At 46.0% G+C, this 25,578-nt stretch carries 21 protein-coding genes; 11 read left to right on the top strand and 10 right to left on the bottom strand.

The window, feature by feature from the left end:
• Positions 1-436: 436 nt before the first annotated feature.
• The 3 genes from PSE7367_RS12540 to PSE7367_RS12530 form a co-directional block, all read right to left on the bottom strand.
• Positions 437-2,074, bottom strand: coding sequence for an iron uptake porin (locus PSE7367_RS12540; RefSeq protein WP_015165725.1), 1,638 nt, complete (start codon positions 2,072-2,074; stop codon positions 437-439).
• A gap of 771 nt (positions 2,075-2,845) precedes the next feature.
• Positions 2,846-3,511, bottom strand: coding sequence for a DUF2764 family protein (locus tag PSE7367_RS12535; RefSeq protein WP_015165724.1), 666 nt, complete (start codon positions 3,509-3,511; stop codon positions 2,846-2,848).
• Positions 3,512-3,715: 204 nt separating this feature from the next.
• The gene (locus tag PSE7367_RS12530) at positions 3,716-4,384 is read right to left on the bottom strand and encodes a hypothetical protein (RefSeq protein ID WP_015165723.1); all 669 of its coding nucleotides are present in this window, start codon (positions 4,382-4,384) and stop codon (positions 3,716-3,718) included.
• A gap of 592 nt (positions 4,385-4,976) precedes the next feature.
• Here PSE7367_RS12530 and PSE7367_RS12525 point away from each other — a divergent pair.
• A complete protein-coding gene (locus tag PSE7367_RS12525; RefSeq protein ID WP_015165722.1) occupies positions 4,977-5,849 on the top strand; it encodes a methyltransferase domain-containing protein in 873 nt (290 codons plus the stop codon).
• A 19-nt stretch (positions 5,850-5,868) separates the two neighbouring features.
• Here PSE7367_RS12525 and hisA read toward each other — a convergent pair whose 3' ends face one another.
• From hisA to PSE7367_RS12505, 4 genes are all read right to left on the bottom strand, one after another.
• A complete protein-coding gene (gene hisA / locus PSE7367_RS12520) occupies positions 5,869-6,639 on the bottom strand; it encodes a 1-(5-phosphoribosyl)-5-[(5-phosphoribosylamino)methylideneamino]imidazole-4-carboxamide isomerase (RefSeq protein ID WP_015165721.1) in 771 nt (256 codons plus the stop codon).
• A 116-nt stretch (positions 6,640-6,755) separates the two neighbouring features.
• Positions 6,756-6,884, bottom strand: a complete 129-nt coding sequence (locus PSE7367_RS22960) for a hypothetical protein (protein ID WP_264314148.1) — start codon at positions 6,882-6,884, stop codon at positions 6,756-6,758.
• 122 nt (positions 6,885-7,006) lie between these two features.
• Complete coding sequence (locus PSE7367_RS12510) at positions 7,007-8,635, bottom strand: NAD(P)H-quinone oxidoreductase subunit 4 (protein WP_225882714.1); 1,629 nt, start codon at positions 8,633-8,635, stop codon at positions 7,007-7,009.
• A 410-nt stretch (positions 8,636-9,045) separates the two neighbouring features.
• Positions 9,046-9,876 (bottom strand): undecaprenyl-diphosphate phosphatase, encoded by an 831-nt coding sequence (locus PSE7367_RS12505; RefSeq protein ID WP_015165719.1) that lies wholly within the window; start codon positions 9,874-9,876, stop codon positions 9,046-9,048.
• A gap of 210 nt (positions 9,877-10,086) precedes the next feature.
• Here PSE7367_RS12505 and PSE7367_RS12500 point away from each other — a divergent pair, with 210 nt between their 5' ends.
• From PSE7367_RS12500 to PSE7367_RS12475, 6 genes are all read left to right on the top strand, one after another.
• The gene (locus PSE7367_RS12500) at positions 10,087-10,233 is read left to right on the top strand and encodes a photosystem II protein Y (RefSeq protein ID WP_015165718.1); all 147 of its coding nucleotides are present in this window, start codon (positions 10,087-10,089) and stop codon (positions 10,231-10,233) included.
• Between the two features lie 321 nt (positions 10,234-10,554).
• Positions 10,555-11,727 carry a citrate synthase gene (locus PSE7367_RS12495; protein WP_015165717.1) on the top strand — a complete coding sequence of 391 codons (1,173 nt, stop codon included), beginning with the start codon at positions 10,555-10,557 and terminating at the stop codon, positions 11,725-11,727.
• A 685-nt stretch (positions 11,728-12,412) separates the two neighbouring features.
• Positions 12,413-13,471: a PRC-barrel domain-containing protein gene (locus PSE7367_RS12490; RefSeq protein ID WP_015165716.1), complete on the top strand. Its 1,059-nt coding sequence runs from the start codon at positions 12,413-12,415 to the stop codon at positions 13,469-13,471.
• A gap of 24 nt (positions 13,472-13,495) precedes the next feature.
• Positions 13,496-14,476, top strand: a complete 981-nt coding sequence (locus PSE7367_RS12485) for an FTR1 family iron permease (RefSeq protein ID WP_015165715.1) — start codon at positions 13,496-13,498, stop codon at positions 14,474-14,476.
• Positions 14,477-14,982: 506 nt separating this feature from the next.
• Positions 14,983-16,521, top strand: coding sequence for a leucyl aminopeptidase (locus tag PSE7367_RS12480; RefSeq protein ID WP_015165714.1), 1,539 nt, complete (start codon positions 14,983-14,985; stop codon positions 16,519-16,521).
• Positions 16,522-16,682: 161 nt separating this feature from the next.
• Positions 16,683-17,639: a DUF4238 domain-containing protein gene (locus PSE7367_RS12475; protein WP_015165713.1), complete on the top strand. Its 957-nt coding sequence runs from the start codon at positions 16,683-16,685 to the stop codon at positions 17,637-17,639.
• Positions 17,640-17,906: 267 nt separating this feature from the next.
• Here PSE7367_RS12475 and hemB read toward each other — a convergent pair whose 3' ends face one another.
• The gene (gene hemB, locus PSE7367_RS12470) at positions 17,907-18,905 is read right to left on the bottom strand and encodes a porphobilinogen synthase (protein WP_015165711.1); all 999 of its coding nucleotides are present in this window, start codon (positions 18,903-18,905) and stop codon (positions 17,907-17,909) included.
• Positions 18,906-19,309: 404 nt separating this feature from the next.
• On the opposite strand from hemB, the gene glyQ reads away from it, so the two are divergent.
• Both glyQ and PSE7367_RS22070 read left to right on the top strand, forming a co-directional pair.
• Positions 19,310-20,320, top strand: coding sequence for a glycine--tRNA ligase subunit alpha (gene glyQ, locus PSE7367_RS12465; RefSeq protein WP_015165710.1), 1,011 nt, complete (start codon positions 19,310-19,312; stop codon positions 20,318-20,320).
• Between the two features lie 337 nt (positions 20,321-20,657).
• Positions 20,658-20,816, top strand: a complete 159-nt coding sequence (locus PSE7367_RS22070) for a hypothetical protein (RefSeq protein ID WP_156800398.1) — start codon at positions 20,658-20,660, stop codon at positions 20,814-20,816.
• 114 nt (positions 20,817-20,930) lie between these two features.
• On the opposite strand, the gene psbO is transcribed toward PSE7367_RS22070, so the two are convergent.
• Positions 20,931-21,755: a photosystem II manganese-stabilizing polypeptide gene (gene psbO / locus PSE7367_RS12460; protein ID WP_015165708.1), complete on the bottom strand. Its 825-nt coding sequence runs from the start codon at positions 21,753-21,755 to the stop codon at positions 20,931-20,933.
• Between the two features lie 170 nt (positions 21,756-21,925).
• Here psbO and PSE7367_RS12455 point away from each other — a divergent pair, with 170 nt between their 5' ends.
• Positions 21,926-22,267, top strand: a complete 342-nt coding sequence (locus PSE7367_RS12455; RefSeq protein ID WP_015165707.1) for a hypothetical protein — start codon at positions 21,926-21,928, stop codon at positions 22,265-22,267.
• 597 nt (positions 22,268-22,864) lie between these two features.
• The gene (locus PSE7367_RS12450) at positions 22,865-24,622 is read left to right on the top strand and encodes a dipeptide ABC transporter ATP-binding protein (protein WP_041699673.1); all 1,758 of its coding nucleotides are present in this window, start codon (positions 22,865-22,867) and stop codon (positions 24,620-24,622) included.
• A 235-nt stretch (positions 24,623-24,857) separates the two neighbouring features.
• Here the strand turns inward: PSE7367_RS12450 and PSE7367_RS12445 are convergent, their stop codons facing one another.
• A complete protein-coding gene (locus PSE7367_RS12445; protein WP_198013417.1) occupies positions 24,858-25,481 on the bottom strand; it encodes a hypothetical protein in 624 nt (207 codons plus the stop codon).
• Between the last annotated feature and the right edge of the window lie 97 nt (positions 25,482-25,578).

Here is a 25,578-nt window from a genome sequence, read left to right as displayed (position 1 = left end):
ATCCCTGAATTTCTATGATTATCGGGGTCAAAACAAACAGCTAATAGTTAAGTTGGCTAGATTGGGTTTCCATACATAGCTCCGATCAGGATTGACTTATCTATCTGCACTTGTTTGCTGCGCCTGCTAATCTAGATTTCATCTCAACAAATCCAGGTATTAAATTATGCCGTAGCCCCAATCCATCCTGCATCTACACAATGACTAGGCACAAGGCTATTCTCTAGCACATTTTAGCTTATCTTCGATTCCAACCCTACGGCGATCGCCACTTATTCGCAAAAAACTTGAGATCACAACAAAAGCCCCCCACAGGAGGAGGCTTTTACTAATCAACATTAAAGCACTTAGCTTAGTTGTTGGCGATCATCGAACCTAGATTCAAAGATTCTAGATTCAAATATTCAAGCTGTTTAACTATTTTTAACTAGTTAAATTAGAACGAGAAAGTAGTTCTGATCGTACCCACATATGCTGTGCTGCGTTCTTCGTTATGCTGCGGATTGAAGATCACCAATACACCAGGAGTGATCGAGATGTGCTTGGAGAGCTTCCAGCGATATAGAGCTTCCAAATGGTAGGAAGTATCATCATCGGTGCCTTCGTTAGGGGTTACCGCAGGACCGCTGAAACTAGTTACGCGAGGTGGTTGACCAAACAGGATCGCACCAGTGCTACCTTCCATGAATAGATCGGGGAAGGAGAAGTGAGCCATCCAGTTAATCAAGTCAGCACTACCATTAAGGGTGCTACCTGCAGTGTTAGCGCTGATGAAGGATACCCAACCGCCAAAGTTGAAGCCTTGGCTGACGCGCCAGTTCATGTAGAACGCATAACGATCGGACTCAGTAGGGCGATCGCCGAATGGATCTTGAGAGAACTCACTACCAGTCGAAGAAGTCAGGTTAACATTGCCTTCGCTTTCATAGGCATGCTTGTAAGCCAATGCCAATTGCAACTTGTCATTAGGTTCAAATAGCAATTGCACCCCAGCACCGTAGGAACCACCAGTGATACCAGCTTCAGGATCAGCACTTTCATCCTTGTCACCAAGGTAGAATGCGTTGATCGCAAATTTTTCGTTAATCTGGAAGTTAACACCAGCACCAGCACCTTCAGGAGCACGGAACATGAATGGGTCTCTGCGGCCAAAGCGGGAGATTGCACCACTGTCAGAGCTGGCCAAGAATGGGTTCAAAACGCCAAATACGTCATCAGAATCCAGACCAATACCAAAGTAAGCCGTAATTCGCTCACCAACGGGGAAGCGGTACCAGAGGTTATCCAGCTCAAAGGTGTTACCAGTGTTGGTGTCAAAACCAAGTCTGGTCATATCAGTGGCTTGGTTAAAACGGGTAACATTACCAGCTTGAAGTCTGGTGGTCAAACGATCTCTCCCAGTAAAACTGGTATTGAAGTTCAAACGAACCCGACCGCTGAAGGTAACATTGGTGTCAGCCAAATCATCAGCACCAGCGGCACCAGAGAGAGCCAAGATGGCACGACCTGCCAATTTGGTGGTGGTGGAGAATTGCTGTGCTTCTAGTTGAGCGGTTTTTGCTTCTAGGGCATCAACCCGACCACGCAGGGCAGCTAGCTCAGCGGCAAACTCTTCTTGTAGTCTTTGTAATGCAGCTAAATCTTCTTTGCTGACTTTGTCGGCCAAACCGGACGAAATGATTTCGTTGATTTTGTCCAAACAAGCATTCAAACCAGCGGCAAATTCATACCTGGTCATAGCGCGTTGGCCACGATAGGTACGATCGGGATAACCAGCAATACAACCGTAGCGCTCTACTAGTGATTGCAAGGCGGTGAATGCCCAGTCAGTGGGTTGCACGTCGGTTAACTGAGATACAGAAGTAACCTGAGCCGTTTGCGTGGCGGCAGGAACCAATGCATCTCTGCTGATCGAATCGAGCACGCTAGCATCATAGTTTTGGGCTAGCAATTGGGGAGCGGATTGATTTACTTCAAGCTCGGTTTCTAGCTCGGCAGCTTTAGCACTCTGAGCAGTCAGAGCGGCAGCTACTAGCAAGGAACCAGCAGTTAATTTGTTCAATAGCTTAGACATTTTAATTTCCTCACACCTCAAAATGAAATGAGTTTACAGTGTGCCGCCCTATTCTTACACATGACATCGAATAGAAAAAGCCCTTCTTAGGTATGGTTTTTACGAAGACACTTAAAATCATTCATCTACGCTCTAATTTTAACCTATTCCCACCGCTTGTAAATGCTTTTGGAAGGTGCGGATTGCAAAAACGGGTTAAGTTTAGGTTATCTAGTTAACAGATTTCAAGCTTTGGCTGCGATTTTAAGGCATGAAATCTAAATTTTTGAATTTAAGATGCAGTTCCTGGAATTTGAAATTGCCAATCTTGTTTATTTAATCCGTGGGTTTTCCCCTAACTGCTAGCACACCTATCCTACCTACTACTCTGTCCTACTACTCTGTCTACTCTGTGAAAATTAGAGATGAGCAGTAATAGATTGAATAGTTTGCCTACTATCTATCTATCGTCAGCGGGTTGAGACAAAGCTAATCAATTATGGCGATCTTGACAAAGCACTAGTTCGATCGCTGTGGCTAATTAAATCTTAAAATTATGGTGGTAGGTCTGGGGCATCAGATCTAAGGCATCAGATTTGTTGCGTTTAAATGCCCAGCACATCAGGATAATAAATAGATTAAAAAATAGCGCGATCGCCCCAGAACGAGGCCAATTGATCGTTAGCGATCGCCTCTCTCGTCTCTCGGCGCACTTTTTATCTTAATTAATATCTTATTAATATTTGCCCAGGATATAACACCTAGGTTTTAGTTTAGGTTTGAACCCTGACCTCAAACCCCAGACAACACATCATCAACCAGTTGATTGAAGCGAGCCTTACCAGCTTCTCGATCGATGTTGCGCCACTGATCCAGAATTGACCACTTGATCGCATAGGCAAACAGAAAATTGAAACCAAATGGATCCATTACGCTAGCTTGCTCAGCAATGCGCCACATAATCTGATCGGATAGTTGTTCTAGTTCCATAAACTGAGCCTTTTCCAGCAAATCCTTGGCTCTGGGAATCCAGGGGAATTTTCCCGCCAATGAAAAATCAGGATGATTCCAATTGCGGCGAATATGATTAGAAAGCAGGATCACTGAGGGTAGTTCAGTTGAGTTGCGACCATAATGTCTTTGCCGTAGCGCCTTGAACACAATCCAAACTTCACAGATATCGGTGAATAATTTCTTGACCCCAGGATGTGATAATTTTGCCGCCGTTTTGGCCATAATGTCGCAAACCTGCTGGTTGGTCAGGTTCATCACCGCATCAAGGGCACGGAAATATTCGGCAATTGCTTTGATTTGTTCGTAGTCCTCTAGCTCAAGCGAATTCAATCGCTTGGTTAAGGTCTCATAACTAATCGGCAAATGTTGGATCTGAAAGTAGCCATCGTCTGCCACTTTTAAATGGGGCAAACTGGAGGCCAGTCCATAGTAGCGATCGCTCAATTTAAACTCCTGCTCATCCTCTAGTCAACATACCAATTACCAAATCGGTCTACCAAATCGGTCTACCAAATCGTTGGCTGTGCGGCAATTGTTTCACTTCAATAATTACTTAAATCATCCTAATTAGCATTAGTGATAGAGACTGAGTTACTTTCAATCTTCAAACTAATTATTACTAATTATTACTAATTATTTTATTACTAATTATTGAAAATAGCCCTCTACAATCGCTCTGAAGCGGGGCAGCAAATATTGCATTAACATGCCAGCAGCGCTGTTGTCACTCAAATCTACTAACACCTCTTGACCTTCCAGGCGCACCTTAATCGATTCATAATTGGGGCTGGTATCAAAATCAACCCCCTTTTCCAAGAAGTCTTGTGCTACCGAGATGATGAACTGAGCCATCGGGTCATCTTCAATATTGACAGAATTAGACTTGAGATCTTCCACACTCAATAGCTTCTCGGGCAACAGGATCGTTACTTTTTGCTCTGGAGCCAGCTCTGGTACTTTGCGGCGACAAACCTCTAGCAGCAGTTGGCGCAAGAAATCGCGGTTGTTAAATTCTACAGCCACGCGCTCATAGAGTCTCTGGCTGAAATACTGCGCCATTTTACTCTTCAAAGCAAGCAGGGCATCCCTGGCAGCGATCCGGATTGCTTCTTCTGAAGATGATTGGGTACGTTTTGCGTCTTCTCTGGCCTCTTTGCGAATTGACTCAGCTTCTCGCTTAGCGTCGGCAATGATTTGACGTGCTTTTTGGTGAGCTTGATCAGTAATCTTTTGTGCTTGATCCTCACCAGACTTAATCCCCTCGCTTTTGAGGCGATCGATTAGTTCTTGTACCCCTTTAGATGCTTGTAGCTCCATGTGGCTTACCTAAAATTACCTAAAATTACTTAAATTTGCTTAACTATGAATACCGCTACTTGGTTAATCGATTGTGAATCGAAATATTGAAATATATTTAACTTTAACTCGCAATCGCCTCAATTCAACTAATTCAGGGCTGTGGATTTGGCCTCAGAAAGGATATTTCCATAAAATGCGATAGAAGATTTGCCAAAGCCTGATGTTTTGATGTAAAAGCCTGATGTTTTGATGTAAAAGCTTAATGTTTTCATGTATAGGACAAGTAAATCACGATCTTCGCCGCCATTAGATTTAGATAGGGTATTTACATCAGCGGCCAAATAATCCAAATAATAACGAATATTGAGACTGAGTGATTAGCTATTTGTTTAACTCACTCTAGCTTGATCCTAGGTGCCCTAAATATCATAAGCGATCGAGGTAGGAGTATTGTTACTACAACAAATACATAATGACTAATTTTTGAATTTCCGGGATCAGCAATTGGTTATGATTAACTTGCAATCATAAGCTGGAGCGATTCTATCTTTAAATCTGGATCTGTAAATAAATCTGTAAATCTGGATCTGTAAATAAATTAGAGCAACCTATGCCCACCCTCAACCGTCGCATTCAAAACTTTTACGATACTTCGTCCTCGTTGTGGGAGAAAGTTTGGGGCGAGCATATGCATCATGGCTATTACGCCACCGGTGAAACCAATCTGACTAAGGATCGCCGCCAGGCTCAAATTGACCTGATTGAGGAGATCTTGATCTGGGCATTACCGAAGCATCAATTACCATCGCTAGACCCAGCACCCAAAATTCTGGATGTGGGTTGTGGCATTGGTGGTAGCTCGATCTATTTGGCGCAGAAATATAGCGCCGATCGGGCCCAGGTGACTGGCCTTACCCTCAGTCCAGTTCAGGCGGCTAGGGCGAGCCAAAGGGCGATCGAAAACAAAGTCAACGATCGCACTGGTTTTCAGGTTGCTGATGCCATGGCAATGCCCTTTGACGATCATAGTTTTGACCTGATCTGGTCGCTGGAAAGCGGTGAGCATATGCCCGACAAAGCAGAATTTTTACGCGAATGTTACCGGGTGCTCAAGCCAGGCGGCAGACTGATTTTTGTGACCTGGTGCCATCGACCCACCAGCGATCGCCCCCTCAGCAAAGACGAACAGCAGCATTTGCAAAGAATTTATGATGTCTATTGTTTGCCCTATGTAATTTCGTTGCCGGAATATGCGGCGATCGCCCGGTCGCTAAATTTCCAGCAACTTAAAACCGCTGATTGGTCAGCGCAGGTGGCACCATTCTGGGATGAAGTGATCGACTCGGCCATTTCGATCAACTCGGCGATCGGCCTCTTGCAAGCAGGTTTACCCAGCATCATTGCCGCCTTGTCATTACGACAGATGGCGCGGGGCTATGAGCGCGGGTTGGTAAAATTTGGCCTATTGACAGCAGTTAAATAAGCAAGCAATCAGGCGATAATTAGGCGATCGCCGAACCAATATCCGGTGGTACATCCTGCAAACGGCCATTACCCACCGCCTTAATCGCCTCGTGTAAATCCACATCACCAGTATAAAGAGCTTTACCTAAGATTGCCGCATTCACCCCCAGCGATTCCAGGGCTAGCAAACTAAGCAGATCGGTAACCGAGCTAATTCCGCCCGAAGCGATCACAGGCACACTGACCACTTCGGCCAAAGACCTGAGTGCTTCTAGGTTGGGGCCTTGCATGGTGCCGTCGCGGTGAATATCGGTATAAATAATTCCCGCCACGCCAAAGGCAGTCATGCGCTGAGCCAGATTGGTGGCGATCACCTCCGAGTTTTCCATCCAGCCCCTGGTTGCGACTTTGCCATTACGGGCATCAATGCCTGCAAACACTTGACCAGGAAATTCTGCGCAAATATCGGCCACCAACTGCGGTTGCTCCACGGCGATCGTACCGACAATCACCCGACTCACGCCGGCGGCAAAAATCGACATAATACTTTGCCGATCACGCAAACCACCACCCACCTGCACATGCATGGGAATGGAACGGGCGATCGCTTCGATTACCTTTAAATTTTTGGGCTCTCCCTCTTTGGCCCCATCTAAATCCACCACATGAAGCCGCTTTGCACCCTGGTTATACCAACGTTGCGCGATTTCTAATGGGTCATCGCCAAATACTTCCGACTTATCATAGTCACCTTGATAAAGCCTGACGCAGCGACCATCTAAAATATCAATTGCAGGAATTATGTCCATATTACATATTCTGATCCCGGTAGCCTATTGTATCGAGTTTATGGGACTTGGGGGAATCACTTTTATGGCGTAAGCCTGTTTCTGCGACTTTTAGCTGACGATCGGCCAGTTTTTTGTTAAGCAATGTTGCGAGTGGCGGTCAAACGCCGTGATCTTGCCCGATTGTCCCGTTGCCGTAATGACGATCGCCTGGCAATTAAGTTGCCCTGCAAATCAAAGAAATCAAACAAATCTAAAGAAACCAAAAAACAAGACGGACTAACTAAAGCCCACCTTGCTGATCGATATTCACTTTTAAACTCTCAAACTGGCAAATCAAACTGGCAAATCAAACTAGTTATGCTTAATTAAGCCCAATCAGCCCAAGCTATGAGCGACTCAACATGGCGATCGCTGGGGCAGTTTTGATCGCCGCTTGATCAAATTCAGCAGGCAACGATCGTTGATAGACCAGTGGTGGCGTACCCACATCAGGATTATCCAGATCTGGCACAGCAGCCCGCACCAGCGCCGTATATTTGCCGATCGTGGCATCATACACCTGGGTCATAATCTTGGGATAGAAGCCAATCCCAATAATTGGCACTAGCAGACAGGCAATAATAAACACTTCCCGTGGCTCGGCATCGATCAGGGCTTCTTTGCTGGTTAGTTCCTTATTCTCCGCACCATAGAAAATCTCGCGCAGCATTGAGAGCAAATAAACAGGTGTCAGGATTACCCCCACCGCCATTAGCACTACCGCCACCACCTTGAAGGTGCCGCTATAGGCATCAGAGGTCGCAAAACCAACAAATATCATTACCTCGGCCACGAACCCACTCATCCCCGGCAACGCCAGCGAAGCCAACGAACAGGTGGTAAACATGGCAAATATTTTTGGCATTTTTTGCCCCACGCCGCCCATCTCGTCCAGAATCAAAGTATGGGTGCGATCGTAGGTGGCACCAACCAAGAAGAATAAACTAGCGCCAATCAAACCGTGGGAAATCATTTGCAGCATTGCCCCACTCAGCCCCAGGTTAGTAAAAGAGGCCAAGCCAATCAGCACAAATCCCATGTGGGAGATCGATGAATAGGCGATCTTACGTTTCAGGTTTCGCTGCGCAAAAGAGGTCAAGGCCGCATAAATAATATTGACAATCCCCAGAATCACCAGCACTGGTGCAAACACCGCATGGGCATCGGGTAACATCCCCACATTCATTCTAAATAGGGCATAGCCACCCATTTTCAATAAAATTCCAGCCAGGAGCATATGTACTGGGGCGGTTGCCTCGCCGTGGGCATCCGGCAGCCAGGTATGCAGCGGGAAGATCGGCAGTTTCACGCCATAGGAAATTAATAGCCCCGCATAGACAAAAAGCTGGAAGGTCAGCGGCAAGTCCTTTTCGGCCAGCGATCGCATATCAAAGGTGGTGGTGTCGCCATAGAACGCCATCGCCAAGCCCGCAGTAAGAATAAACAGCGATCCGCCAGCGGTATAGAGAATAAACTTAGTGGCCGCGTATTGGCGCTTTTTGCCACCCCAAATCGAAAGTAGCAAATAAACAGGAATTAGCTCCAGCTCCCACATCAGGAAGAACAACAACATATCCTGCACCGCAAACACACCGATTTGGCCGCCGTACATGGACAACATCAAAAAGTAGAACAGACGTGGCTTCAGCGAAACTGGCCAGGCCGCCAGGATCGCCAGGGTGGTAATAAAACTGGTCAACAACACCAGCGACATCGACAAACCATCTACACCCACTGACCAATTCAAGCCTAGTTGGGGTACCCAGCTATAGCTCTCTACTAGCTGCAGGTCTGGGCTGGACATGTCATAGCTAGAGTAGAAGCCATACACCAAGATGGCAAAGTCGATCAGACCAATTACCAGGGCATACCAACGTATGGTTTTACCATCGCCTTTATCCGGCACCAGGGGGATGAATAGCGACATCACCACTGGAAATATGATGGTGAATGTGAGCCAGGGAAAATTTTGCAGATCGAGCATAGGAAAAAATTTTAGGCTGTTTAATTACTAGTGGGTATCTACTTATTACTAGTGTTGTTGCTGGTCAGGTTTGCCGATCGGCTTAATTATTTGGAGCTTAGACTTGTGATCCTGGCCAAATTACCGGATTTAAATTCAATCATCTGATTCTGATATGACCAACCGATTAACTTAATTAACTAAGTTTTTTAGATGGTCTAGGATCTGGGGGATCGGAATGATTGCTTTACTCATTTAATCGCCAAAATACAAAGGCTAAACCTGTTGAGCAATTGTAACTATAGATCGATTAAAAGCAACGATCTATTAAGGGTTAATTAATATGGTTGGCACAAAATAATTAAGCGCGATCGCATATGCACCTGTTTATGAAAATGCCAACGTAAAGGCCAGCGTAAAAACTAGCTCACATAACCTAGCCCAAGCAAAATCAACAACAAAAGCCCAAACCCCAAGCGATACCAAACAAACACCCAGGTACTTTGGGTCTGGAAAAATTTCAGCAGCCAGGCGATCGCCAGGTATGAAGAAACCAACGAGGCGATCATCGCTACCCCAAATGCCCCTGCCCCCATATCGCCAAAGCCACTATCAAACATGGCTTCCAGTTCTACCAGACCAGCGATTAAAATTGCCGGCGTGCCCAACAAAAACGAAAACCGAGCCGCAGGGGCTCGCTCCAAGCCCAGAAACAGGCCAGCGGTGAGCGTAGAACCAGAACGGGATACCCCAGGAATGATCGCCAGCATCTCCGCCAGACCAATCCAGAGCGCATCCATGATCGTAATGTTATTCAATCTACGTTTACGCAGCCCGACCTTTTCGGCCAAGGCCAGCAAAAGCGCCATTACGATCGAGGCAATGGCGATCGCGGCCACACTGCGCAATGGCGAATTATCATAGTCGGTCACGAACAATTTAATATAGAGGCCACCAATCACAATTGGAATAGTGCCCAGAATAATGCCGATCGCCAACCGCAGTTCCAGCGCATCATAGTTAGCCTTGCGGATTGCGCGCACACTGCCGATCGCAATTTGAGCCAGATCAGTCCAGAAGTACCACAACACCGCCGCCACACTACCCAGTTGAATTGCGGCAGCAAAGCTAGCCCCAGGATCGCCCCAACCCAATAAAACCGGTACTACCTTGACATGAGCAGTGCTACTAATTGGTAAAAACTCAGTAATGCCCTGCACCAAGCCCAGCACCAAAGCCTTCAGATATTCCATGTGTTAATTACTAATTGACCCAAATATTTTGCTGCCCAGTTATCAATAATCGATAATCAATAATCAATATAAATATGCAGTCTAGTCTAAGATTTTTCGTCAGATCGAGTCAGATTGAGCCACATCGATCGTGATCAATCTAACGATCGCGCTCAGAAACTGTAATAATTAAAGAATATGACATTTCTTTTGATGGGGTTATAGATCGATATGGATTTAAGAGTATTAATTGTATTGGGTCCAATTGTATTAGTGATTGGCTGGGCTGCTTTTAACATCCTGACAGCAGCGGCAAAAGGCGAAGCCAAATTATTTGGTAAACGCGGTAACAACCCGCTGGATCTAAACGAAGAATAAGCGTTTAGAAATAGCCTTAGATTAAGCCCTGGATCAAGTTAGTTATTTCAGTCGCAATGGTTGAGCGTTGATCATGTTAATCATATCTAGCACTCTCTAGCCATTGCCAAGCTAGCCTAGAGCCACACTAAATCATTGGTCTGGATCATTGGTCTGCACAAGAATTAGCCTGGGGGTGTTTGTGAGCATCCCCATGTTTTTGCACCTGATTTTTTGAGTAGAGGCAACATGAGGCAACAAGGAACACAAACCCTTTGCCACGAGATGCTAAATTGAGAATCATCAGAAGAAATAGGATCGTTAGGTTAAATAACTGTGATTATGGTAGATGAAAATAAGCTAGGCGAGTATATGCCTGGTTTAGAAGGGGTTCCGGCAACTCGCTCCAACATCAGCTACATTGATGGCAAACAGGGCATATTAGAATATCGCGGTATTAGCATTGATGAGTTATGCAAACATAGCAGTTTTTTAGAAACAGCCTTCCTGCTTATTTTTGGTAATTTGCCCACGGAAGATGAGCTAAAAGAGTTTGATCACGATGTATTACATCGTCGCCGGATTAAATATCGAATCCGCGATATGATCAAATCTTTTCCCGACAATGGCCATCCGATGGATGCGTTGCAAACCTGCGTTTCCGCGATGGGCTTGTTCTATCCGATCGCTACGCCCAAAGATCTCAAGAGTCCTGACTATATCAGGGATGTAACCCTGCGCTTGCTGGCCAAAATCCCCACCATGGTTGCCACCTTCCATATGATGCGCCAGGGCAATGATCCAGTTTTGCCCCGCGATGATCTGAGCTATGCCGCCAATTTCCTCTATATGCTCAATGGCGAAGAACCAGATCTATTCATGGCCAAAATTTTTGATATTTGCCTGCTCCTGCATGGTGAGCATACGGTGAATGCTTCTACCTTCTGCGCCCTGGTTACGGCTTCTACCCTTTCTGACCCTTTTAGTGTACTGGCCGCGGCGATCGGCACCCTCAGTGGCCCCTTGCATGGTGGCGCAAATGAGCAGGTGATGGTGATGCTTGAAGAGATTGGCTCGGCGGAAAACGTGGAAGCCTATTTAGAGGGCAAGCTCACTCGCAAAGAAAAAATTATGGGCTTTGGCCACCGGGTTTATAAGGTCAAAGATCCACGGGCGATCATTTTGCAGGGATTGGCTAGGGAATTGTTTGATAAGTATGGCCATGATCCCTACTATGAAGTGGCGCTCAGACTGGAGGAAGTGGCGCTCGAAAAGCTGGCTCACCGCAATATCTATCCAAATGTAGATTTTTATTCTGGTCTGGTCTACAAAAAATTAGGTATCCCGGTCGATCTGTTTACGCCGATCTTTGCGATCGCCAGGGTGACCGGCTGGCTAGCCCACTGGAAAGAGCAATTGGTGGATAATCGCCTGTTCCGGCCAACCCAGGTATATACCGGTAAGCGGGATATTCGCTATATGCCGATCGCCGATCGCACGATCCACAACCTCTAACCGATCGCAACCAGATCCAGATTAGGTCTAGATTGAGTTACTTAAATTAGCTACTTTGCTAGCCAGAGTTACCGCAGATCTAAGCCCTGTGCCTGGCTAGAATACGATCGCAAAGATCTCAAATTGGCTCTATTAAGGCGACGTTGGTTATGGCATTAGCTACGATCTGGCTCTATATTTATATTATTTATTATATGGATTATCGATATGGGGTTAGTGGCAACGGTAACCGATGAAAATTGTGATTGTGGCTGAGTCGATAATCTAGGCAAGCCATAAAGGCGGGAAACCTCACCCCCTCGATCGCCAAGGTCTTGTATCCTCTAAATATATGCTTTGTCATTTTGCAACAGACAATTTAGCGCGTCGATGATTTGGAGCTGATTTACTAAATTTACTAAAGCCTAAAGCCAGCACTAATCTAGATTGCAACGGCTGATCTGGTGGGCTTTGTAACAATTACCACTAACTGTTAGTCTAAATAATCAACTATTTCATTACCTTGATTGCCCTAGATTTAATTAATTGCTGCAATCATAATTAATGGAATTGATGGGGCTAAACACTCAACCATTAGACTATTAGAGACTTAGAGACTTAGTGTTAGATTAAATAGACATTAGCGATCAGCGCAGCATAGACCGTCTTAAACATTTGGGAAATTTAAACTATCCGTACCGCCATTATGATGACACCTGAAAGAATCAGCCAACGCGCCTCGATTTTGGGTACTCAAGTTATCAGCAAAGCCACAGCCAGACGCTTAGGCATTGTGACCGAGGTTTGGCTTGATGTAGACCAAAGAACAATTATGGGATTTACGGTGGCGCAGAGCTTTTTGCCTGGCACCCCAATTGGTTTTGGCGAGACCTTCTATCTGCCCTTAACAGCAATTTCCCTGCTGGGCCCCGATGCGATTTTGATCGATGATGAAACTTCGCTCCAGGAAATCGAAGTTAGCGATCGCTACACTACTCTAATTGGCGATGAAGTGGTAACTGAATCCGGCGAGCTACTGGGCAAAGTGAGGGACTATCGCTTTGATGCCAGATCCGGCGAGTTATTCTACTTAATTATTTCCTCGGTGAGCAGCCCCTATGTACCATCTGTGCTAATTAGCACCTATGAGTTGGATGTCAATGAAATCATTGCCGTAGGCCGCGAAAAATTAATTGTCACCGAGGGCATGGAAGAGCGCCTGACTCAGCTTAATCGCGGTTTGCTAGAGCAATTGGGCTTGGGTAAACCACCCTGGGAAAGTGATTATGAGGATGATTTCTTCCAACCAACACCAATTTCTGGGAATGCCCTGGGCTCTGGCCAACGTAGTAGTCCCTATGCCGCTCCATCCTACGGCGATCCCTATGCTGAACCAGTTTATCGCCGCGAAGAAGCCTGGGAAGAGGAGGATAATTGGGCGGATGAACGTGCTGCTGCCGCTCCACCACCAAGGCAAGCCCGCCGCAGCCAACCAATCACCCCACCGCCACCACCACCACCGATCGAAGACGATGAATATTATGACGACGACTTCGACGATGAGTATGAAATGGAGTATGTCGATCGCCGTGAGCGCAAATATATAGACAGCAGTCGCGCCAAGCAAGCTGAGATCCCCACCAACCCAGAGCCAGAAAAACAGCCTTTCTATGACGAAACCCAACAAAAGATTGAAGATGCCTGGTCAGATGGTGGCATGAAAAAACGGCAGCGATTGCCGGAAGAGGAGTTTGAAGAGCTTTAATTGGGCTTTAATTGGGTTGCAAATATGAACTTAACTGATGCCTTGCCCACCTTTACGATCGCCCTGCGCGAAGGGGTAGAAGTGGCTCTGGTGGTGGGAATTGTGTTGGCCTATCTGCAAAAAGTGCAACGCCAGGATTTATACCGTGCGGTGTTTCAAGGAATTGGTGCCGGGATCTTGGCCAGTTGTTTGATCGCGGCTGGCTTCTATTGGGGCTTGGCGGAAATATCCCTCAGTTCGCCCTTAGTTAAGCAATTGGTGGAAACGGGCATTTGTATCCTGGCGATCGCCATGCTTTCGTGGATGCTGCTCTGGATGACCAGGCAGGGCAAAAAAATCAAAGGTGAGATTGAAAGTAATTTAGATCTTGCCCTCGCTGCTCCTGATCACCCTACTCAGGGTAATAATGCGGCTGGGGCGATCTTCAGCCTGATTGCCCTGGCTACTTTGCGCGAAGGATTCGAGGTGGTGTTATTTATTGCCGCCCGATTTGAACAAAGCTATATGGCCGCATTGGGCGCAATCAGTGGATTTGCTGGGGCAGTGGTCTTTGCGATCGCCCTGTTCAAGTTTGGCGTACGCATTAATATCAGGTTGTTTTTTCAAACCGTTGGTACTCTGTTGCTCCTGATTGTGGCGGGTTTAGTTATCTCGGCGTTGGGGCATTTTGATAAGGCCGTGGCGATCGCGGCGCAATCTAGCCCTAGCCTGGCTCAAATTTGCTTTGCCAAAGATTCCTGCATCCTGGGCGATCTAATCTGGGATTTGCGCGCCATCCTGCCTGCCAAACAATTCCCTGGTGTAATTCTACATACTTTGCTGGGTTATCGGGATCAGTTGCTCTGGGGGCAAGCGATCGTCTATGTGTTTTTCCTAGTCACGGTTGGCGGCGCATATTGGCGGAGTTTTAGCGATCGGCTTAATTCAACCAGATCAGCCAGTTCAACCAAATCAACCATTGCAACCAAGACAATTCCATCGAGTCCATCGGGCTCAAGTAATTGAACTGAGCAAATAATTTAAGATGATTAGATTATTAGCTAGTAGCCATGAATTGCCTTCCCCCCTAACCTAAAATAGGCAACAGGATTTGTAGTAAATGGCATACTGATATGACTAATCTTCGGTTATATTCATAAGCTATTAATTTAATCTATCTGGATTGATTAACTACATTGGTTAACCACAAAGATCATGCATCCTTGCCGCTTCGATCGGGTAGATGGCGAGATCCCCTTAATTTAGATATTTAAATTGGCTGAATATTGAATATTACTCCCATTCACAATTAATTTCGTACAGCACTATTTGAACCGATCGAATAGCTGATTAAGCTGGTTGGCAACTGCCCCAATGATCCAAACCCTGAGCCTAAATTAAATCCATCAACTAATAGACGTGGCGAGAAAATCCCCCACTTTTTAGCCCAGATTTTCGGCAAGCATTAGAAATCTGTAAGCATTGGCAAATTATTGAAGCATTGAGAGATAGGAATCGAATCAAATAACAAAATGGAAATCAAACTAACAAGCAAAACTGCCCCCGATTGGACTGGCGATGGCTTAGCGATCGCTACCTTTGGCCAGGAAACTGTGGCCGCTGCCCTCAATCAGCAATTATTAAACCTGGATCAAACCACCCTGTTAGGCACATTACAGGAGATTGTCACCGAAGCTGAATATAAAGGCGATAGTGGCAGCATGGTTAGTGGCCGGGTTGGTGGTAGCGCCGCGATCCGCAAGGTGATGTTAGTCGGACTAGGTGATCCTGCCCAGGGTACGATCGACAATTGGCGCAAGGCAGCAGCGCAGGCAGTTAAATGGGCAAATGGAGCTAAGTGTAAAACTCTAGCTCTATCTTTCCCGCTCTACAATCTTGACCAGGAGCTAACCGCCCAGGCGATCGCCGAAGGGGCATTACTGGCAGCTCACCAGGACAATCGATTTAAATCCCAGGATATAGATGATGAAACGCCTAAAAATGGCGATAGCTTGGAGTTGGTGGAGATCCTTGGTCTGGATAGCGATGCTGCTCAAGCTGGATTAACCAGAGCAAAGCAAATTGCTGATGGTGTGATTTTGACCCGTGAATTGGTTTCTGCGCCTGCGAATGTAATTACCCCAGAGGCATTGGCAGAGACTGCACTAGCGATCGCCAGTGATTATAGCGATTGTATGACCGTTGAAGTCCTGGAGCGAGAACAATGCGAGGCGATGGGGATGGGAGCATATCTTGGCGTGTCCCAGGCTTCCGAGCTACCACCCAAATTTATCCATCTTACTTATTCTGGTAAATCCAGCGGTGATGAAGCAGCTAAGCGAAAGCTGGCGATCGTCGGTAAGGGGGTTACGTTCGATTCCGGTGGCCTCAACATCAAAGCCGGTGCCAATAGTGGCATTGCGATGATGAAAACCGATATGGGCGGGGCAGGCGCGACTCTGGGGGCAGCCAAGGCGATCGCTCAGATCAAACCCCAGGACATTGAAATTCACTTCATTGTGGCCGCCTGTGAAAATATGATCAGTGGCCGAGCGATCCACCCCGGCGATATTTTGACTGCTTCCAATGGCAAAACGATCGAAGTAAATAACACCGATGCCGAAGGTAGGCTGACCCTGGCCGATGCCTTGGTGTTTGCCGACAAATTGGAGCTGGATGGAATCGTCGATCTAGCTACCCTAACTGGGGCTTGCGTGGTGGCCTTGGGCGATGAGATCGCTGGGATGTGGTCAAATGATGATGACCTGGCTGGCACGATCCATGCGGCGGCTAAGTTGGCTGGTGAAAAATTCTGGCGGATGCCGTTGGAAGAACCCTACTTTGAAGCGATGAAGTCGGTGGTGGCTGATTTTAAAAATACTGGCAATCGTGCTGGTGGGGCGATCACAGCGGCGTTGTTCCTGAAGAAATTTGTGGCCAATACTCCGGCCTGGGCACATCTGGATATCGCAGGACCCGTTTGGACGGATAAGGATTCTGGTGCTTATACTAATCCTGGTGGGACTGGTTATCCGGTGCGAACGTTGGTTAATCTGGCGCTAAGTTTCTAGTTGCAAACGAAAATCAATTTATTAAGAGCGGTAATCCACACTTTTACCGCTATTTCTTTTTTTGTATTCTACATTAGAAATACAGTTAGTAATTTACTTGTTCATATTTATTGCAAGCAGATTTTAACTTTAAACACACTTATTAAATCCTATTTAAAGTAATGACTGAAGTTATCAGACAACATCTAGTGCCTCGCTCATACTTACGAAATTTTTCAATTCAAGAAAGGTCTGCGCAAAAAAACAATAAAAAACAGAGGGGGAGTCAAGTATTTTCTTTTGATAAAGACGAAAATAAAGTGTTTAAAGCCAATATAGAGAACGTTGCTGTTGAAAAATATTTTTATGATCTTACCTCAGCTCCTCCTGCTGACAGACAAAAGGTAGAGAAAGAACTTGGACTCATTGAAAGTCAGCAATCGCCTTTTATTAATGACTTGTTGTCAAGAGTTGGCCAAATCCAGAATTTAGATAATAATTTGCACTCAACGGATTTAATTTCCGATGTTGAGAAAGAATACTTATCTGAATTTGTTGCAGTTCAGGGGCTGAGGACAAGGAAGATAAGAAACCTACAAAATCAAGCTAAACAACATCCATCTACTGTCTCAAAGAAACAAGATCTGGTTAAATCCACGGCCAATAATATACTGGTAGCTAATGGCCAGAATGATTTAAATGAGGAAGTTTTAATAAATGGTTTATCTCAATTGGTTGATAAGGTAGTGAATGATGAGCCAGAGCTTCAGCGTCGTCTTATTGAAAATCGTTTTGAAGAATATGCTTTAAAGCTTCGCAATGACTTTATTTGGATATTTGGGGTTAATGAAAGTGAGATGAGCTTTTATACCTCTGATCATCCTGTTGCGTCGTCGCTTAATGGTCTATTTTTGCCTGGGAGTGAAATAGCGTTTCCTCTGAGTAAAGATCTTATATTAGTAGTTAAAGATAAGGCTCATTACACAGATGATCTTGACAAAGATAATAAAGTTTTGAAAATGACTGAAGAAGATGTCAAACACTACAATTCACTGCAAGTGAAAGATAGTAATAGGTTTGTCTTTTCCAGCATTGATAACTTTGATTTAGCAAAACAAATTTGCCAAGAAAATCAATAAGTATGTTTTAAAGAAAAAAGATCGTCTACCCTTAGCTTTAACTATTCGGGTTGGCGATCGCATTGAGATCTAAATGTTCTAAGGAGATCACAAGATCACATGGACATTAAGCTCAGTGGCGACTGTCCCTGTGGCAAAGTGCGTTGTGACTATGCTGGCCGACCATTGGCGATGGGGTATTTAATTTCTAACCAAACAAATACCCCAGCAACTTAAAGCCAGGGTAAATGCGTGTAAATTATGGGATAAAAATAGCTCTGCCAAAAACTAGCTGTAGTCCTTACCCAAAATCTGGGCAACTTCCTTGGCAAAATAAGTCAAAATCACATCTGCGCCAGCCCGTTTCATCGCGGTCAGAGTTTCCAGCATAATTTTTTTGCCATCCACCCAGCCCTTTTCCTCAGCCGCCTTGATCATGGCATATTCACCACTGACGTTATAGGCCGCCACAGGTAGATCGGTGGCTTCTTTCACCTTATAGATAATATCTAAATAGGCCAACGCTGGCTTCACCATCACAATATCCGCACCCTCGTCAATATCCAGGGCGATCTCCTTGAGGGCTTCGCGCGAATTGGCCGGGTCCATCTGATAGGTTTTTTTATCGCCAGATTTGGGCGCAGAACCCAATGCATCGCGGAAGGGGCCATAGTAGGCCGAAGCATATTTAGCCGAATAGGCCATAATACTAACCCGATCGAACCCGTTTTCATCCAGCGCATCGCGGATCGCGCCAATTCGACCATCCATCATATCCGAGGGAGCCACCATATCTGCGCCAGCTTCCGCCTGGGATAGCGCCATTTTAACCAGCACCTCTACGGTTTCATCATTCAAGATATAACCATCTTCACCCAGCAAACCATCATGGCCGTGGCTGGTAAATGGGTCTAGCGCCACATCGGTGATCACAATAATGTCGGGGATTTCTTTTTTGATTTCCCGCACCGTTTGTTGGATCAGGCCATTGGGGTTATAGCTTTCGCTGCCAGTGTCATCTTTCTTATGCTCCAGGATCGCTGGGAACAGGGCGATCGCATTAATTCCCAATGCATACACCTCGGTAATTTCCTTGAGCAGCAGATCGGGCGTAAAGCGATAGCATCCAGGCATGGAAGGCACTTCAACCTTGTGGCTTTCGTTGTTAGCATCTTCCATCACGAACATGGGATAGATCAAATCATTGACCGTGAGGGTGGTCTCTTTGACCAGATTGCGAACTGTTTGGTTGCGTCTGAGGCGACGTGGGCGATGGGTTTGTAACATGCTGCTTGCTGTAAGATTTTTTAGTAGGGCTTTTTAGTGAGGCTTGGCTTTTAAAAACAGAGAAAACTAAAACTTATTAATACTAATTACTGCTAACTAGATTTCAATGGAAAAGCGCTAGAACTATCTCCCTGAATTGCTCCACTTTTGTTTATAGAATCAAGCGTTTATGCAATTCGTTTATTTAACTTGCAAGTAGATAGTTTAAAGATCAATCTGGATTAACTCCCGACCCAAGATCGATAAAAATCAATAATCCAGTGCTTTCTATCTATCTATTAAATATCGGTTGCAGGGCGATCGCGCTATTTGTTTACCTTTTGCAACACATAGTTATATTTGCGATTTAATTAAGAAACGGCAACGGACTTGTAGAATAGGGATCGCAATTGCACGATCAAACCATGAGCCAACCAAAAGACTTTCAATCGATAATTCTGTCCCTGCAACAATACTGGAGCGATCGCGGTTGTTTGATTGCTCAGCCCTACGACACCGAAAAAGGCGCTGGCACCAACAGCCCCCATTCTTTTCTGCGGGCGATCGGCCCTGAGCCCTGGAGCGTGGCCTATGTGGAACCCTGTCGCCGTCCCACCGATGGCCGCTATGGCGAGAACCCAAATCGATTGCAGCATTACTATCAATTTCAAGTGTTGCTCAAGCCCTCGCCCGATGATGTACTAAACCAGTATCTCGATAGCCTCAAAATGCTGGGAGTCGATCCCGCCGATCATGATGTGCGATTTGTGGAGGACGATTGGGAAGCACCGACTCTGGGCGCATGGGGCGTGGGTTGGGAAGTCTGGCTCGATGGCATGGAAATCACCCAGTTCACCTATTTTCAGCAGGTAGGCGGCCTCGATTGCCGTCCGGTGGCTGCCGAGATTACCTATGGCCTAGAGCGGCTGGCGATGTATTTACAGGGCGTTAACTCGGTTTATGACATCATCTGGCGATCGCACCCGACCCTGGGCAATATTAAATATGGTCAGGTTCACCTCCAGAGCGAAGTCGAAAATAGCCACTACAACTTTGGTAATTTCCAGGCCATGACTGAAGATGATGTAGATATGGCAGTTAGCAAGAGCCCAGAAAGTCATGCCAGTGCCCAGATGCTGTTTGAGCTATTTGGCCAGTATGAACAGGAAGCAGGGCGATTGGTGGCAGCACAGCTAGTTTTACCTGCCTTTGACTATGTGCTGAAATGCTCCCATGCGTTTAATTTGCTCGATGCCCGCAGCTTGATTTCGGTGACTGAGCGGGTGCGCTATATTGCCCGGATTCGTACCCTGGCGCGGCAAATTGCCAAACTCTATTTGGATCAACGCGAGGAAATGGGCTTTCCCTTGTTACCGGCGATCGCACCAGAACAGGCCAAGAGTGATGCTCCGCCCCTAGCTAAGGCCAGTAGCTAATCGATTAATCGATCGATAATTAGCAAGCAATATTGTTATTGTGAATCTCAGAATCTCAGAACCTCAGAACTTCAGTGCCATGAAAGCGATCGCCAGCGAAAAATATAGCTCTCAATGGCTCTCAGGCGATCCTCTGTCATAAATAACTAGTCAGGAGTTGCAAAGCTCTGTCTAGTTCATGTTTATGCAGGGTTAAAACTGGGTCTAACTGGTTTGTGACATATTGCCCGTAATGTTAGGGGAAACATCGTATTTGTTCAGGCTGGATTTAGGCTATTTAGCCGATGCAACAGGGTTTGCTGTCATGGCAACTTATATATGCGTCTCAATTGTTTCATTGAACAAGAGTAGCGGGTTGTGGTTTACTGACGTTGCCACAGACCGCTATTTTTTTGTGATTATTTTGGTGGTTATTTTGGTGGCGGCGATCGTAACTTGTGCCAGAATTGGCGATCCCTTCAGCCAATCACTAAAAAATAAAAAAGGGCAGAATTAACCACCCTGATCTTACTTTTAGCTTAATTAATTAAGATAGTTAAACGCCAATTGTGGCTTAGCTAACCATACAAACTAAATTTAGGCTAAACAAAACCCAGAACACCTAGCAAGCCTAGGAAACATGGGCATAGAAAACACCACGGATAATTAGCTCTTTGGCCTCCGTTGCACCCAGGTCAGTACCGGATAGCTGCTCACACTCAAACGTGCCAGCGATCTCGCCGGTCTCAGAATTTAGCTTGGCAATTTCCAAATAGAGCTTACCAGTGGAGGTGCTGTCATCCTTAACGCTTCTTTGATCATATTCACTCCGCTTGGCTGGCAGACCTTCCGCAGCAGAATAGCCCGTTCCCATCCCACGCCCTTTGGGATCGATAAAGTTAGCGCCACGATAGGTGGGTACAAAGGTAGAGCCTTCAAAGTTGGTGGAAGTGCTTAAACCCTCTAGACCAGGCTGGGAAGTACCAACATAGTCTTTCATGCTAAACAGAAAAGCAACCATCTCACCACCGGGCAGCTTGATTGAAATGGCCTGATAGTCTAAACCTTCTCTTTCTGTCATCACCAGGGTGCCATCTTCCTTGGCGGTGATTGTACCTTTGACAAAGTCGAGGCTAGAGGTGGAACGAGTCAAAATTTTACCTTTAACAAATTCGGCTTCCTTGCGCTTATTGCCGCTTTCTTCCTTGACATAGAATTCAGTTGGCTCCAAGCACATGCCGTCAAAATCAAGGCTTTCACCAGGGGCGATCGAAATCACGCCGCGCCCACGGGAAGAGCCAAACACTTCCGGACATTTGTTGGCTAGCCCAGTACCTAATACATCCTCGTAGGTGAGAGGCAAGTTAGTCGATGCGATCGCATTGCTGCTCCAGAATAGGGTAGTCAGGCTAATACATGCTACTAAAATAATTTTGATGATATTGCGATAATTCATAGTTGTTCTCTTGACAAATCTCTCTTACTAATCTTTGTATCTATATAGGGGTTTGATTCTCTGATTTTAGACTGAAGATAACCACAATCAAGCACTACTTGATCTAGACTATCTGTGTTAACCACAGACAACTTCCAATCATAATATTAACTCGCACGAGGGTAATTCTCTTGGAGCAAATTAAAGATGCTAATTTTCCGGTGGATTCAGAGGATCTGGATTTGCTAGTTGAGCAATTGCGATCGCTAGCTGAGCAGCATCGCGGCGACCCCCACCAACTTCTACATATTTTACGGGTTTTGGAGTCACTCCACCGAGATATAAATGACTCTTTATTTCAACCGGCGTTGCCCAATAGCCGTCATGAGCTATTTAATATGCTCTTAGACATTGAAACCCATGGTGGTTGGCCCTATATTTATCGACTTAGCATCGATCAGCTTTGCCAGAATCTAGATCCTGATTTGGATTTGGATGGTGATGCCGAAAATGCTGATTCTGCCATTGAGTAGACTACCCCGACCTTAAGAACAAGAACAAGAACAGCACAAACAAATCATAAACAAATACGGAATGTTGATTTGAGCAGTCTTGCTGACTATTTATTATTTAATACTTAACTGAGTTTTGATTGCTGTTGTTACTAGCTGTTGTTACTAAGAGCTAAGGGTGCATTTTTAAGCTGACGATCGCCGCAAAAAGTTGAGATCGGTTATCGTGGTTAACAATAAGTTATAAAACTAGCAATTAACTTATCTAGTTATGATCACAGCTAGCACCAACAACAATTAGATGGGGCAAAAGTAAGTCGATCGCAGCCAAGTTCCAATCTAGCCCTAGCTGATTTATGCCCAAGCATATTTAAATCCAGCAATTTAGAGCGTAATTATTTTAATTGCAGATAATTCCAGAGCCTAGATTACAAGATCTGCTATAACAGCAATAAATCTAGTTTCTGGCTATATTCGTAATTGCTTCAATTGCCCTGGCTAAATCTAGATTAGTTAGATTAGTTAGATTAACTAGATTAAATTAATTAGCTAAACTGTTGCCAATTTTAAGTGCATACCGCCGTTCATATCGAGCCAATCGAGCCAATTAAAAAATTTATGGACAACGCTGACATTATCCTCACCGTCGATCGCCTGCAAGTAGATTTCAAGGGCGATGAACGACGCACCACCGCAGTTAAAGATGTTTCCTTTGAGCTAAAGCGGGGTGAGATCCTGGGGATTGTGGGCGAGTCGGGTTCGGGCAAGTCGGTTACAGCCCTGTCGATCATGGGTTTACTGGGGCAAACGGGGATTACCAATGGTGAAGTGCGGTTCAAGCTGCAAGGCAGTGGTGAAATTGATCTCTTAAAGCTGCCCACGGAGCAAATGCGCCAATATCGGGGCGATCGTCTGGCGATGATTTTCCAGGAGCCCATGAGCTCGCTCAATCCCTTGTTTACCTGTGGTTATCAGATTGTCGAAGCAATTCGTTTGCACCAGCAAGTAGACCAAAAACAGGCCAAGGTAATTGCGATTGATTTATTTGCCGAAGTAAAACTGCCCAACCCAGAGCAAATTTTCGATCGCTATCCCCATCAGCTTTCTGGCGGCCAACTGCAACGGGTGATGATCGCCATGGCAATGAGCTGCAACCCGGATATTTTGATCGCCGATGAGCCAACTACGGCGCTGGATGTGACTGTACAGGCCACAATCTTAAATTTGATTAAGCAGTTGCAGGCCGAGCGCCAAATGTCGGTGATTTTTATTACCCATGACCTGGGCGTAATTTCCCAAATTGCCGATCGGGTCGTGGTGATGTACAAGGGCGCTCTGGTGGAAAGTGGCAACACCAGGGATATCTTCAAGAATCCCCAACATCCCTATACCAAAGGCTTAATTACCTGCCGCCCTCAGCCAGATTTGCGGCTGCAATTTTTGCCCACGGTGAGCGATTTTATGGAAGTGACCGAAACAGGTGAAATTTTGGCCAAAGAGCCCGATGACGATCGCCTTAAGCAAATGATCACACCAGCACAAGCTGAAGCACGATTGGCGCAACTCCAAACCCAAGAGCCACTCTTGAAAGTTGATAACCTGAGGGTAGAGTTTCCGGTCAAAGGCATTTTTGGCATGACCCGCCGCTATAACGTGGCCGTAAATGGGGTTAGTTTTGAGCTATATCCCGGTGAAACCCTGGGCTTGGTGGGTGAATCGGGTTGTGGCAAAACCACCCTGGGACGAGCGATCTTACGTTTGCAAGAGCCCAGCGGTGGCGCGATCGCTTTCGAGGGCAAGGATGTGGTCGGGATGAAGTCCAAGCAATTGCAAAAGCTGCGCCGCGAAATGCAAATTATTTTCCAAGACCCCTATGGATCGCTCAATCCCCGTATGAGTGTGGGCGCGATCGTGAGGGAACCAATGGAAATCCACAAGTTTTATGCCTCTAAGCAAGAAAGACGCGATCGGGTGGCTCATTTACTTGAACGGGTAGGACTGGGAGCAGGGGCGATCGATCGCTATCCCCATGAGTTTTCCGGTGGCCAGAGACAACGTATTTGCATTGCCAGGGCGCTGGCGCTGAATCCCAAGCTGATTATTGCCGATGAGTCGGTTTCGGCGCTGGATGTGTCGGTACAGGCGCAGGTGCTTAATTTACTCAAGGAGCTGCAGGAAGAATTTGGCCTTACCTATATTTTTATCTCCCACGATCTCAGCGTGGTGGAATTCATGAGCGATCGAATTATGGTGATGAACCAGGGCAAGATCGAAGAGATCGGCACCGCTGAGGAGATCTATCGCAATCCCCAGCAAGCCTATACCCAACAATTGATCGCTTCGATTCCTACGGTTGATCTGGTTTCTGTAAGTTAATCCGTAAGTTAATAAGTTAATCCTCTTCAAAAACGAATTAATAACTAAATAACTAAGATTCGGCTCTTTTTGCTCAACCACGATTGCAGCGCTACTGTCGCAAGCTCCTGGCCGCTTTTATTCAGGGTGTTTAACTGGATTTGATCTGAGTTGAGGCAGATCTTTAGATCTTGGCAACTTTCAACTGATCAGGGATCACCCAAATCAGTAACTAAATAAGTAACTAAATTAGTTGCTAAGCGATCGAACTAAACCCCTTTGGTGGTCTGGGTTGATTAGGTCTGGCAAGTAACGGATCAGCAGCAGCACGTTGCCGTTGCACCTCCGCCAGCTTACTGCGTCCATACTGCAAGCGCTTCAGGTGCTTCTCGCACATCTGTTGCAACTCTGCCCGCACGATCTCAGTGCCATTGGTAGTTCCCGCCACGCTATCAAACACAATCAAGCTATCCACCGCTTGCAGCCCAATTAAGCGAAATAACAAGTCAATTACGCCAATCTCTACGCAAATCAATTTGGGATCATCCAGCTTCAATCGCTCCACATTAGCCACAGTGCGATCGCCATAGGCATAGATCACCCGCTTCGAGACTTCTGGCAAATCCCGATGGCTGAGGGTAGTTAAGAGCCAATCCCCAGCCTGGGTTTGAATAATAAAATAGTGGAGATGCTCAAGCTTTGCCGCGATCGCCTTGAGTACCGAAGAGAGCATACTCACTGCCTGGGGCATGCCGCCATCCTGGGGGGCATCGTTGATTAGCTCCGCAATTTGATCATCAAGCTGTTGGGCTACTTGCGGGTCGATCAAGGTCTCGATCGCTGGTAATTGTTGATTGTCTGGATTCTCAGGATTAGGCATTTGATTTGAGGTGTGATTCGATGTCTGATCTGGTTGCATCTTAGTTATATCCCATCTCCCCTTTAAACAGTGAACGGCTGACTACTTTAAAGATTTT

The sequence above is a fragment of the Pseudanabaena sp. PCC 7367 genome (genome assembly GCF_000317065.1).
Classification (GTDB): domain Bacteria; phylum Cyanobacteriota; class Cyanobacteriia; order Pseudanabaenales; family Pseudanabaenaceae; genus Thalassoporum; species Thalassoporum mexicanum.
The sequence above is the reverse complement of the archived record's forward strand: the minus strand, read 5'-3'. Positions and strand labels throughout refer to the sequence as shown.

Excerpts from the sequence above, each read along its gene's own strand:
- PSE7367_RS12540 (WP_015165725.1), bottom strand. The coding sequence starts at position 2,074 with ATGTCTAAGCTATTGAACAAATTAACTGCTGGTTCCTTGCTAGTAGCT.
- PSE7367_RS12450 (WP_041699673.1), top strand. The coding sequence starts at position 22,865 with ATGGACAACGCTGACATTATCCTCACCGTCGATCGCCTGCAAGTAGAT.
- PSE7367_RS12490 (WP_015165716.1), top strand. The coding sequence starts at position 12,413 with ATGATGACACCTGAAAGAATCAGCCAACGCGCCTCGATTTTGGGTACT.
- psbO (WP_015165708.1), bottom strand. The coding sequence starts at position 21,755 with ATGAATTATCGCAATATCATCAAAATTATTTTAGTAGCATGTATTAGC.
- PSE7367_RS12525 (WP_015165722.1), top strand. The coding sequence starts at position 4,977 with ATGCCCACCCTCAACCGTCGCATTCAAAACTTTTACGATACTTCGTCC.
- PSE7367_RS12500 (WP_015165718.1), top strand. The coding sequence starts at position 10,087 with ATGGATTTAAGAGTATTAATTGTATTGGGTCCAATTGTATTAGTGATT.
- hemB (WP_015165711.1), bottom strand. The coding sequence starts at position 18,905 with ATGTTACAAACCCATCGCCCACGTCGCCTCAGACGCAACCAAACAGTT.
- PSE7367_RS12530 (WP_015165723.1), bottom strand. The coding sequence starts at position 4,384 with ATGGAGCTACAAGCATCTAAAGGGGTACAAGAACTAATCGATCGCCTC.
- hisA (WP_015165721.1), bottom strand. The coding sequence starts at position 6,639 with ATGGACATAATTCCTGCAATTGATATTTTAGATGGTCGCTGCGTCAGG.
- glyQ (WP_015165710.1), top strand. The coding sequence starts at position 19,310 with ATGAGCCAACCAAAAGACTTTCAATCGATAATTCTGTCCCTGCAACAA.
- PSE7367_RS12475 (WP_015165713.1), top strand. The coding sequence starts at position 16,683 with ATGACTGAAGTTATCAGACAACATCTAGTGCCTCGCTCATACTTACGA.
- PSE7367_RS12505 (WP_015165719.1), bottom strand. The coding sequence starts at position 9,876 with ATGGAATATCTGAAGGCTTTGGTGCTGGGCTTGGTGCAGGGCATTACT.
- PSE7367_RS12495 (WP_015165717.1), top strand. The coding sequence starts at position 10,555 with ATGGTAGATGAAAATAAGCTAGGCGAGTATATGCCTGGTTTAGAAGGG.
- PSE7367_RS12480 (WP_015165714.1), top strand. The coding sequence starts at position 14,983 with ATGGAAATCAAACTAACAAGCAAAACTGCCCCCGATTGGACTGGCGAT.
- PSE7367_RS12485 (WP_015165715.1), top strand. The coding sequence starts at position 13,496 with ATGAACTTAACTGATGCCTTGCCCACCTTTACGATCGCCCTGCGCGAA.
- PSE7367_RS12445 (WP_198013417.1), bottom strand. The coding sequence starts at position 25,481 with ATGCCTAATCCTGAGAATCCAGACAATCAACAATTACCAGCGATCGAG.